Genomic DNA, 11184 nt, shown 5'->3' on the forward strand with positions numbered 1-11184 from the left:
TACAGCGGACACTGTGGAGGGGAGATGTGTCCTCGAAAATCGATGCAATCTACTCGTTCAGATCTGTAACGGTGATATCCTCTCTTGCATCGGGTTCGACCACCTGCCGTTCAATGTCTAGTGCACCCGCTATGTGTCTTCTAAATTCTGAACAAAACCTTGGATATCTGGAGATCGAGTGAGTAGCCGACGATCAGTTTTGTTCAGTATTGTCGGGATGTTATACTCCCCATTCAGCATTTTCTCCATTTCACTACTTTAGCTGTATCGTCGTGAGTGGTGTGAGTCGGTACGCGTATACTACTATATTACTGACATTCCATCTGTGGCTACTGAGTCTAGTATCACTATCGGTGATCGAGAGATAGATCCCATTCGTGGCGGACTGTTATTCTTCTTTATTGGCCTCGCGGTCACTGGCTATGGAGGATACGACTACTTCCAGCAGGAACAGGTAATAGATACGGCGGTCTCAGTCGATGCAACGATTATCGAGACCGGTGTCGAGTCTGATAGTACAGGGTCGAGCACGAGCATCGATTACTATCCAACTGTTCAGTTCGAGTACACATATCAAGGAGAATCGTACACATCAACCAATGTGTACCCGGCGACAGTGAAACCGTCGTACGATACGCAATCCGCAGCAGAGGATGTCGTCAGTGAGTACGAAGCCAACAGTACTGTCACATCGTATATGCCTCCTGAGTCACCAGAAGATGCGTTCCTCAAGAATCAACGGTCAAACGGCCCGTTCATCGCTGTTGGAATCGGTGTGATAGCCATGCTCTTCGGTGGTCGATCTCTCTTCATCGGATACCGGGAATCGTAGCGGAACAACAGCATCCAGCATAGTGTTACGGCCAAGAATGACACCGAGATCAGAAACGAAGAGCGGGGTTCTGGGTCGGATGCAGCCAAGAGATCGTTCCTCGTGCGGTCATTCTTCTGCGCCCACTACTTGAACAACGTGAGTGAACGTAACGAGGCCGATTCCACCGACGAAGTTCCCCGCAGTTGCGATGACGATCGTTTCGGCCAGTGCTCCGTACCCGATCGAAGCGTCGAAGAGAAACCCGAAGAAGACGTGGATCGAAGTGACGATTACGTGATCGAACGGTCCGAGTGCCAGTAGGAATCCGACGATATAGGCCAGCGTGATGCGGCTCCGAACGCTATTGACACCTTGGAGGAGAAACGACAGTAAGCTCACGAGTGCACCGCCGATGATAGCACTCGCGAACATTCCCCTCATCGGTCGGTTGGCGATTTCTTCGGCAGTCCGCGCTAGTGCGTGTGCTGCGGCAGATGGAAGAACGCCATCGACCGCAAAAACGAATGCGAAGAGGAAACCGCCGAGGAGGTTAACGACGAGGGTGACGATCCACAGCCGAAGGAGCGGCCCGAGCAGCCACGACCCGTCGTGGTCGACCGCCTTCGCGGCCGGATCGAAGAAGTTCTCGTTGAAGAGTTCCGATCGGCCGACGACCAAGAAGACGACGCCGACTCCGAAAGTGAGCGCGCCCGCAATATGCGCGACATCACCGAAGTGCGGTTCGACCAGTCCGTCGACGACCCCGAGCGTGGCGATGCCGAAGACGATGGTGAACCCCGCAATGAAGCTAGTCGCCGTGAGCTCGAGCAGTGACTGGTCAAGCCGTCGTTCACCTTCCGCGACTGCCCGGTCGAAAATCTCTGCTGGATCCGGTGCGATTGGCACGTCGAAGTGACCACGAGCCACCATGATAATATGTATCCATGGATGGTCAACGAACCTGATATCGAACGAACCAGTAGACAGTCACCGATCCGATGGACGAGGCAGCCGATCGCGATCAGAGCGGGCATCGACTCGCCTTACCCGGAAACTAAATATCGGATCGCTGGTTCCCGGAGGGAATCGTCGTCGAAAGCAAGGGTTTCTTCGTCGATAAGGTTGAACTCGGCAGCAACAAGATTACCCGCTGGATCGAATAGTTCGGGCTCGTCACGGAGGACATAGAGTTCTCCCTCTTCCGTTTCTGCTCCCTCTTGTGGGAAGAAGAGGAACTGATTGTTCGTGCCGAAGTATTCGGCATGGACGGTATTGTAATCCGTGAACAGACCGCTCTGCTCGATGTCCTGTGGAACCCAGCTCTGCGGTCCTGACGTGATCTTAAATGGGGCACTCGAGAAGAAATTATCCGGACGAACGGCAGCTTCGCCGCCGCTATCGTCCAGAATATCGAAGTCGTCCTCGGTCTCGAGTTCGAAGGGGAGCTCTTCGTCGGTGAGCGGTCGGTACTGCACGCGGACGAGACCGGAAACGGCTAACTCATCTTCGGTCGGCGACGAGAGTCGGTCGTCAAACACGTATTGCTCCCCCTGTTCAATCTGTGCACCTTGGGGGACGAAGAGATATCCCTCTTCGTTCGTGTTGAAGTGCTCGATGACACGTACGCTGTGGTTCTGCAGAACGTCCGGATTGTCCACGACAGGGGCGTCCTCGAGTGCAGGCGAGACCACCCGGAAGACTGCGCCCGAGAAATACGCTTCGCCGGTCGCGATCGCCTCTTGAAATTGTCCATCGTCGCCGTCGGTTATCCCTGTCTCCTGTGCACCGACAGTACTGATCAGACCGAGTCCCAGTGCGGCTGAGGTGAGTGAACCTGCCTTCACAAACCACCGTCGTGATCGCCGGTAATGCTTCCCGTTCATAGTAACTCAGTGTCCGTCTCGGACGCTCGGTTGTTCGCTATATCTTCGGATAGTCACCATGCTGGCTTTTGCAGCCGTTGGCAGCACCGTCGGTTAAGCAGTAGTACAGGAACCCTGGGAGTTAGCTCTCGGAAGTGGACCGAAATCGTCGCCCGAAGAATCCGACGAGTTCACTGACGTAGCCAGTGCCCCAAATCGCGACGATCACTGCGCCGACTGCGTTGAACACGAAGTCAGTCACGATGTCGTCGATTCCGTAGACGGTAACCACCGTACCGCCGAGGGCGAACTCCAGTACCTCCCAGATGACGCCGATTGCGAGGACGAAGACGACGATGAACACGGAGCGAAAGGTCGACGGGACGTTCATCTCCTCGGAGTGGAGTTCGAACGCCCGAAAGACAGCATACCCCAATCCCGCGACAACCGACGCCGAGACGGTATGGGCGATTTCGTCGTACCACTGGTACGTCTCGTAGAGCCAGAGCGATCCCACCGTGTGAAGAATTACGGCGATGGTGATCCAGAGGACGAGACCGGCATCCATCGAGTATCCGTACTCCCAACGCAACCACGCCGGCAAGAGCGTTATTCCAAGGGCCAATCCCGCTGTTCCGGAGATTCCCAACTGAACCGTCACGACACCGTACCCGAGGAGCATGACGAGCCCCAGTTGTAGGCCTCGAACGAGACGGCGCTCCTGAGCGTCCGTCAGCCCCAGCGCGTCGCCAAGCGTCATCGAGGGTCCGCTCCATTCGCGGCTCGAGCAACGGCACCTGCCGGCTCGAATCGGTTGACGTACAACTGGAAGAGCGTGCCGAGCACGAGTCCCACGACGGTGACGGTGACGAAGTCCCACTGGAGTTCAGTCTGTGAGCGCAAGTACTCAGTCCCGAGCCATTGATCCGAGTAGAACTGTGCGATGGTCCAGAGCGCCTGCAGTGCCATCGTCGTCAGTACCGCGAAGACGATAGCGAACCGACGACTCAGTTCGACAGATGCGAATGTCTCGAGTTCGACGACGACGATGAGTGCGAGCGTCGCAACAGCGAGATACACCGCGGCCTCGGATGGAAATCCGGCCATACCGGCAACGACCGAGAGCGTCGCGACTATCAAGAGCGGCCAAGAAACCATCGCCGTCCAGTCGCGGGTGAGTAGCGCTGGTACTGATACCGTAGCGACGATGACTAGCTCGAATCCACCCCAGAGTAGAACGTCTGTAAGAATACTCCCGATCGCGCCCAGCGCCACGATGCCCGTCAACGACCATCCGATGACGGCGTTCATCCGATCGTCGCGGACGAGTTCCTTGAGTCTCACAGAGTGCTAACTAGGTTCGAGAACACTAAAATCTGTAGCTGATTTTGCAGCTGTGTAAAGCGCTGAAAGCCTGTAGCCACTGAACAGACAAACACGACCCAGAGTCCGATAAACAGATCCGCTCTCGGTTATGTAGAAGAGCGAACTCAGTGGTCGTTCATCACTCCCCGACTCCGATCCGGTACTCCTCGAGCGCTGTATCGACTACTCGATTCTGGGACAACTACGCAACGATTACAGTCTTTGCTTCCAGAACCGGCATTCTTCCGGATTGGGTCCGTGTAATTGACCATGGCCGTTTTCGATAGATGGGACGGCAAGCGACTCCTCTGGGTGGGCGTCGGCTTGATCATCGCGGTACTGATCGGCATTGCACTCTTCAGGTACGTAGGGACAGTGCTCTTCGCGATATTCGTCTATTACGCGACGCGTCCACTGTATCGCCAACTCGATCGCGTTATCGACCACCCGAACGTGACGACGACAGTTACGATACTATTCGTCGTCGTCCCTATGGCGGCCGTCATCGCCTACGCTGGCGTTGTCGCACTCCGAGAGCTGGATCAGTTCCTCGCTTCGAGTGAACTCGAGGCGTATCGCTCCTTCTTCCAGCCGTACCTGCGATTGGTCAGGGAGGGGAACATTGACAGGCTCCGAGGCGCGCTTACTGGTTCCGGTGCCCCGATCACTGGGATTAGCCAAGGCGTTCCGAGTGCACTGGGACGACTACAATCGTTCGCCGGATTCGTCTTCTCGGTTCTCGCTCGGTTCTTTCTCATGCTCACGTTTCTCTTCTATCTCTTGCGTGACGACCGGAAGTTACGACGGTGGTTCTACGAGAGCATTGACCACGACGACGAAATTGTCTCGTACATCGAGTCGGTCGACGACGACCTCGAAACGGTCTTTCTTAGCAATCTCGCGGTCATTGCAGTCGCAGCCGTAACCGCCACTGTAACGTACACCGGTCTCAACTATCTCGCACCGGGCGGAACGGTCGTTTCGACGCCGGTGTTACTCTCGCTACTTATCGGAATTGGAACGCTGATACCGGCCGTCGGAATGAAAATCGTCTATGTCCCGTATGGACTGGTTCTGATCGGACTCGCAGTGACGACATCGACGCCGCTCTGGCACCCCATCGCGTTCTTGGCTCTCACCTTCGTCGTCATCGATACGATCCCCGATTTCTTCGCGCGGTCGTATCTCTCCGCGCGAAGCGGCGTCCACATGGGGTTAGTTCTCCTCGGATACTTCCTCGGAACCCTCGCATTCGGTTGGTACGGACTTTTCCTCGGCCCGATCGTCGTTGTCCTCGCAGTCCATTTCGCACACATGATCTTTCCCTCTCTTAGTAGCGATCTTCTCGGGGAGTAACCGCGGCCAACGGCACACTCTGTATCAACCCTGTCGGTCGTAACGTGAATCTCGGCCACTGGCGCTGTTTCGTTATGCGTGAACCGTGAGGCGGGACGATTTCGTGTCCGGTCCCAGGGTACTCGTATACCGAATACGTTCGGCACAGGGGCAATCCGACCAGCCCGGGAGTATCCACTACGAAGATGACGAGCGAAATCGACTTGCGCGGTCGGCCCGCCGACGAGTATCGGACACAACTCTTCGATGCGCTTGACGGGTGCAAGCCCGGCGATGATATCAAGATCGTTGCCCCAGCGGACCTCGACCCACACCTGGTTCACTACCAACTCGAGCACGACCGCACCCTCGAGTGGGAGTACGAGCATCCGGACGCGGAGCCGCGGGAACTCGAGGTGACTGTGGGTGACTCGCTCGAGGGCGATCTCGGCACGATCGATGTCCGCGACCTGAAACCGCAGCGTCGTCACGAGGTGCTCCTCGAGAGTTTCGATCGCTTGGGTGCCGACGAGGGGTTCATCCTCGTGAACGATCACGATCCCAAACCGTTGTATCACGAACTCCGTTCGATGCACGGGGACATCGTCGACTGGGAGTACGCGAACGAGGGGGACGGCGAATGGCGAGTCGAGATTATCAAGACGGCGGAATCAGCGGCCGGCGACGAGAATGTCGTCACTCAATACGACGTTCGGAAGATCCCGAAACAGGAACGTCACCCGACGATCCACCACCGGTACGGCATGATTCCCGAGGGCGGCACGATGGAACTGATCGCACCACACGAGCCGCGGCCGCTCCGGCAGGAGTTCCGCCAGCAGTACGGCGATACCTTCGAGTGGGATATCGTCGCCCAAGAGCCGGGGCGCTGTCACGTCCACATCACGAAGCGAAGCGAGGCCGACGACGGGACCTCGAACGACGCCGAAGCCGACGGAACCGACTCGGCGACCGACGGGAAATCACTCGAGATAACCGAGGAACTCGACGTTCGCGATCTGCCGCCGGCCCAACGCCACGAACGGATCTTCGATGCGTACGCCGAGTTGGGCGGCGGCGAGGGATTCGTCCTGATAAACGACCACGATCCAAAGCCATTGTACCACCAGTTCGACGCCGAAGTCGGGCCGGCGTTCCGGTGGGAGTACCGCAAGCGAGAACCGGGCGAGTTCCGTGTCGTGATCGGAAAGGCCGACGTGGACGACGCCGACCCCCACGCAAACAAAAATAGGGACACAGCGTCCGAAGGAACGGAGCCTACCGCACCGTTCTAATCCGGTTGCTGCCGTTGTGGGCCGCTGTCGTGGACGAGCACGAGGTTCACCGATTTGTCAGTCTCGAGGGACTCGATGGGCGGCGGTTCGGTTATCGTCTCGTCGTCTGGCTATCGGAGCCACTGAACCGAGTTACACACTGGTCGAATTCCGTTCGGTGGTTCGATGTGCAGTGACTGTCAGTGCCGACGATACGACCTCCCGGCCGTCCAAAGCGTACTCTGGAATACCTTCCCGAGGAAGTACCCCAAGAAGACCCCGCACACCGACCTCCACGCCATGCATTGCGAATCCGATGACGAGACTCGAGAGGCCGACTCTGTACAGGGACGCGGTTGCTGTACGCGCACAGTGGCCGGTGCTCAATACTAAGTAACAAGTAGTAGTTACCTTTTCTGGCCAATATAAATTGATACAGCATTCTAGAAACTGTTTTCGGTTATAGTATCTCAATATCATCATATGCCTTTATGTATTGGATGTGGATTACCCACATGGAATGTCAACGGACTCACAGCCAGTCGACGATCGGAAGAGCAATATCGAACAACGACACCAAGAGGCCGCAGCGGATGTCGTTCCGTCGAATTTGGAGCTCTATATCGGTGGCGAGTGGACGACGAGCGCTTCAGGAGAAACGTTCGAAACGCGGGATCCGACGACCGGCGACTCGCTCGCAACGGTCCAAGCGGGAAACAGCGACGATATCGATCGGGCAGTCGAAGCGGCGTGGGATGCGTACGACGAAACCTGGTCGGACTACGATGCGGCCGACCGGCAGCGCGTCCTCGAGGAAATCGCGGACAGCGTCGAGGAAAATAAAGAAGCGTTCGCGCGTCTCGAGACGCTGGATAACGGGAAACCGATTAGCGAGTCCAGAGTCGACATGGAGTTGGTCGCCGACCATTTCCGCTACTTCGCCGGGGCGGTCCGCGTCAACGGCGGCGACACCATCCCCAGCGGCGGCGACGGCCAACACGTCCAAACGATCTCCGAACCGTACGGTGTCGTCGGCCAGATTACCCCCTGGAACTTCCCGCTGTTGATGGCCGCCTGGAAACTCGGTCCAGCACTCGCTGCGGGGAATTGTTCGGTACTCAAGCCGGCCGAAGAGACCCCGTTGACGATCCTCAAACTCATGGACGAGGTCGACGACGTGCTTCCCGACGGCGTTGTCAACGTCGTCACCGGATTCGGACCGGAGGCTGGCGAGCCGCTGGCCAACCATCCGGATATTCGGAAGATCGCGTTTACCGGATCGACCGAAGTCGGAAAGCAGGTCATGGGACAGGCCGCCAAAAACGTCCACGACATCACGCTCGAGCTCGGCGGCAAAAGCCCACTGATCATCTATCCGGACGCGGATCTCGACAAAGCGGTCGAGACGACGATAACGGCAATCTTCTACAACACCGGCGAGTGCTGTTCCGCCGGGTCGCGGCTGTTCATCCACAGCGACATCAAAGACGAATTCCTCGATGCGTTAGCCGCCGCTGCGGAGGATCTTGTCGTCGACGATCCGTTGCTCGAGGAAACGTCGCTGGGACCGAAGGTGACCGAAGAGCAGGCCCAAAACACACTCGAATACATCCAAGAAGCCCGTGATGCCGGTGCCGATTTCGTTACCGGCGGGGACGTGCCCGACGACGAAGCGCTCGAGGAGGGGAGTTTCGTTTCGCCGACGCTGATCGATAACATCGATCACGACAACCGTGCCGTCCAAGAGGAAATCTTCGGCCCAGTGCAGGAGGTCTTCGAATGGACCGACTACGAGAAGATGATGGAGCTGGCGAACGACGTCGATTACGGACTCGCTGCGGGCATCCTCACCAACGACTTGACGAAAGCGTATCGGACAGCGAGAGACGTCGAAGCCGGAACGATCTGGGTAAACCAGTACAACTCCTTCCCGGCCGGGCAGCCGTTCGGTGGGTACAAGGAGTCCGGTATCGGCCGTGAGATCGGATACGAAGCCCTCGCCGAACACTACACGCAAACGAAGACCATCAATATCGGTCTCGAGTAGGTGATGAGTGAGCCGGTCTCGGTCCCGTTTCCGGAGTGGGACGGCGAGCAGGCTCGCCACCTCACCGTCGCACCCGACGGCAGCGTCTACGTCGTCCCATCGGGGGCTCACGAGCGACTGCATCACATCGTCCTCGGTGACTCGAGCATCGGAGACGCGTTCGACGGGCCGAGTGGAACGAAAGTCGAACTCGCCCTCGCGGGCTGGGTGCAACTCCAGAGCGATCAACTGACCGATCGAGTGAACGTCGACGCCCCGGACGGATTCGACGAGACGGAACTCGTCCAGAGGTTCGCTCGGATGCACGACGCCGGCTCGATCGCTGTCGTACTGCATCCGTCGGAGAACGTACTCACGAGCACAGTGCGTGACCTATCCCTCCCCGGGAATGGGTCTCGAATACCGGTTCCGGTAGAACGCGATTGACACGTACCTCTCAGAACGTCTGTTATTATCCACTCGACTAGATAATCACACTATGGTCTCCCACCACTGGCTGACAACTCAAGAAACGGTACGTTGTAGGTGAGATCAGCGAGGAAGCGTTCGAGCGGGAGATGGAACAGGTGATGGACGGTTCCGCCGCCGACTCGGAACCCACCTGTCCTGCGAAAGGCTCGAGCCGATCAGAATGGAAGCAACGCGATAGCCGTACTTGACCGACGGACCGAAGAGGAGGTATACGATGTGCAAGGTATGTGCATCCGGCAAAGCATTTATCCGCCCGTGTGCAGAACGTGCACATAGAATGAGTGCGAGCGACGAACCCCGGCGAGTCCACTTCCAATCTCCGGAGTACCTCGTCGAACGACTCGACGCGATTGCGGACCTCTTCGACACGGACCGAACGGACCTGCTCGTCGAGGCCATCCGCGAATACCTCGAGGAAACCACCGAGAGCGAGACGTTCCAGGAACTGGTCGCAACGAAGTACTACGACGACCAACTCGAGTTCGAGACGGTAAAACAACTTGTTGGTGCCGAGTCTGCCCAACGGCTCCGGCTGCTGAAAGCAGATCTGGAGGGTGAACCGCTCGATATCGCTGCACCCGACACTGATGTCGACATTTACGGTACCGACGCGACGACGGCCGATACCAATGAGTCCGACGGGCAGCGATGAGCAGGCCGCGTCTGCAGACAGTCGCCGTCGATACGAGTGCGCTCGTGAGTCTCGCTGTTCCCCGCGCCGATGCCGACTACGACGCTGACACGGCCCCGGATCCCCTTCAGTACCTTCTCACCGCCTGTGACGTTGCGGTCCCACCGGAAGTTATCTCCGAACTGCAGGATCTCACGCAGTACCAAGACGTCCACGCTGCCGCGGCGACCAACGCCCTCACCGCGCGTGACCACTATACAGTGGTTGATCCCTACGAGCGAGCGAAGACGTCCGCCTCACGGCCGACGCTCGGCCTCGACGACGGAGAGACCGACGGAATCGTGCTCGCGAACGCCCGCGGCGTCGACGGCTTTCTGACCGACGAGTTCGGGGGCACGAACTTCGCACTCGTCCATGCTGCCCTTCAGGGCCCGCGGATCGTCCCGACACCCCGGCTCATCTGTGATTATGCACGCAATGGCCACATGACCGCTGACGAGGCACGCACGCTCATCACGACGATTAGCGACCACCGCAGTTGGGACAACAGTCCCTACGTGACGCAGTTACTGGGACGGCTCGAGTAGCCGTGTTCGATGTCTCGGTTCGAACCATCGTGAATAGCCCTGCGAGTCACGTTGCAAACCGGCGAAACAAGATGCGACCAGAGCTGGACGACCAGTTCGAGTACACACTCGAGTCCGTTCGTTCGCGGCGGAGAGTTCGTTACTCTCGACGGACGAACGTGACCGGACACGGCGCGTTGAGCATCACTTCCTGGGTCGTCGAGCCGAAAAGCGCCTTCCCGGTCGGCGACCGCTTTTGGCCGCCGATGACGACACGGTCCGCATCGGCCGCGAGATCGACGATGGTGGTCGCGTGCGGGCCGATCTCGAGCCGCAGTTCGTAATCGAGTCCGTCGGCATCTAACCGATCAACGATGGTGCGAAACGTGCCGTGTTGGGTCGCGATTCGCTCGGGCGTACCCTCGGCCTCGTCGTCGACACCGAGGCCTATTTTGGTGTTCTCGTACTCATCTTCCGTGAATACGAAGGCGACCACCACTCGAGCGTGTGCCGGCTTCGCGACCTCGAGGACCGCCTGCGCGAGTTCCGACCCCTGACCTTCGTCGCCGGGCTTACACGCCAGAAGAACCGTTTCGAGAGCCATGTATCATTGATACGGTGGTCATAACTTAAACATACTCCTGTGTGGGATCGCGGCGGGGATGGAGAAATGAGAGCGTTGTACTCGATCGTTCTGCTAAGCTATCGCTTTCAAAAACAATTAAAGAGTTAGATATTTCGACATCGATCGGAGACACGACACGGCTCACGATCTGGTGCGCACGTGTATTATCCAGTCCAGAAGGAAAATGAATCCGA

Annotated in this window: 12 protein-coding genes; 7 read left to right on the forward strand and 5 right to left on the reverse strand. The window is 57.8% G+C overall.

Annotation, left to right across the window (positions count from 1 at the left end):
* The first annotated feature begins 325 nt into the window (after nucleotides 1-325).
* Nucleotides 326-832, forward strand: coding sequence for a DUF3592 domain-containing protein (locus tag ACJYUO_RS17055; RefSeq protein WP_494346536.1), 507 nt, complete (start codon nucleotides 326-328; stop codon nucleotides 830-832).
* A 108-nt stretch (nucleotides 833-940) separates the two neighbouring features.
* On the opposite strand, the gene ACJYUO_RS17060 is transcribed toward ACJYUO_RS17055, so the two are convergent.
* From ACJYUO_RS17060 to ACJYUO_RS17075, 4 genes are all read right to left on the reverse strand, one after another.
* Nucleotides 941-1720, reverse strand: a complete 780-nt coding sequence (locus tag ACJYUO_RS17060; protein ID WP_494346537.1) for a formate/nitrite transporter family protein — start codon at nucleotides 1718-1720, stop codon at nucleotides 941-943.
* 137 nt (nucleotides 1721-1857) lie between these two features.
* Nucleotides 1858-2697 (reverse strand): hypothetical protein, encoded by an 840-nt coding sequence (locus tag ACJYUO_RS17065; protein ID WP_494346538.1) that lies wholly within the window; start codon nucleotides 2695-2697, stop codon nucleotides 1858-1860.
* Between the two features lie 121 nt (nucleotides 2698-2818).
* Nucleotides 2819-3436, reverse strand: a complete 618-nt coding sequence (locus tag ACJYUO_RS17070) for a DUF2238 domain-containing protein (RefSeq protein ID WP_494346539.1) — start codon at nucleotides 3434-3436, stop codon at nucleotides 2819-2821.
* Nucleotides 3433-4020, reverse strand: coding sequence for a hypothetical protein (locus ACJYUO_RS17075; RefSeq protein ID WP_494346540.1), 588 nt, complete (start codon nucleotides 4018-4020; stop codon nucleotides 3433-3435). Before ACJYUO_RS17075 ends, ACJYUO_RS17070 begins: the two co-directional genes overlap by 4 nt.
* Nucleotides 4021-4311: 291 nt before the next feature.
* On the opposite strand from ACJYUO_RS17075, the gene ACJYUO_RS17080 reads away from it, so the two are divergent.
* The 6 genes from ACJYUO_RS17080 (at nucleotide 4312) to ACJYUO_RS17105 (ending at nucleotide 10386) form a co-directional block, all read left to right on the forward strand.
* On the forward strand, nucleotides 4312-5397 hold the full coding sequence (locus ACJYUO_RS17080; protein WP_494346541.1) for an AI-2E family transporter: 1086 nt from the start codon (nucleotides 4312-4314) through the stop codon (nucleotides 5395-5397).
* Nucleotides 5398-5582: 185 nt separating this feature from the next.
* On the forward strand, nucleotides 5583-6671 hold the full coding sequence (locus ACJYUO_RS17085; protein WP_494346542.1) for a DUF2249 domain-containing protein: 1089 nt from the start codon (nucleotides 5583-5585) through the stop codon (nucleotides 6669-6671).
* Between the two features lie 499 nt (nucleotides 6672-7170).
* Nucleotides 7171-8697 (forward strand): aldehyde dehydrogenase family protein, encoded by a 1527-nt coding sequence (locus ACJYUO_RS17090; RefSeq protein ID WP_494346543.1) that lies wholly within the window; start codon nucleotides 7171-7173, stop codon nucleotides 8695-8697.
* A 3-nt stretch (nucleotides 8698-8700) separates the two neighbouring features.
* Nucleotides 8701-9123, forward strand: a complete 423-nt coding sequence (locus ACJYUO_RS17095; protein WP_494346544.1) for a hypothetical protein — start codon at nucleotides 8701-8703, stop codon at nucleotides 9121-9123.
* A 322-nt stretch (nucleotides 9124-9445) separates the two neighbouring features.
* The gene (locus ACJYUO_RS17100; protein WP_494346545.1) at nucleotides 9446-9820 is read left to right on the forward strand and encodes a hypothetical protein; all 375 of its coding nucleotides are present in this window, start codon (nucleotides 9446-9448) and stop codon (nucleotides 9818-9820) included.
* Nucleotides 9817-10386, forward strand: coding sequence for a hypothetical protein (locus tag ACJYUO_RS17105; protein WP_494346546.1), 570 nt, complete (start codon nucleotides 9817-9819; stop codon nucleotides 10384-10386). The genes ACJYUO_RS17100 and ACJYUO_RS17105 overlap by 4 nt, the downstream gene beginning before the upstream one ends.
* A gap of 139 nt (nucleotides 10387-10525) precedes the next feature.
* Here ACJYUO_RS17105 and ACJYUO_RS17110 read toward each other — a convergent pair whose 3' ends face one another.
* A complete protein-coding gene (locus ACJYUO_RS17110) occupies nucleotides 10526-10969 on the reverse strand; it encodes a universal stress protein (RefSeq protein WP_494346547.1) in 444 nt (147 codons plus the stop codon).
* Between the last annotated feature and the right edge of the window lie 215 nt (nucleotides 10970-11184).

This window comes from Natrinema sp. CRL1 (assembly GCF_059162405.1).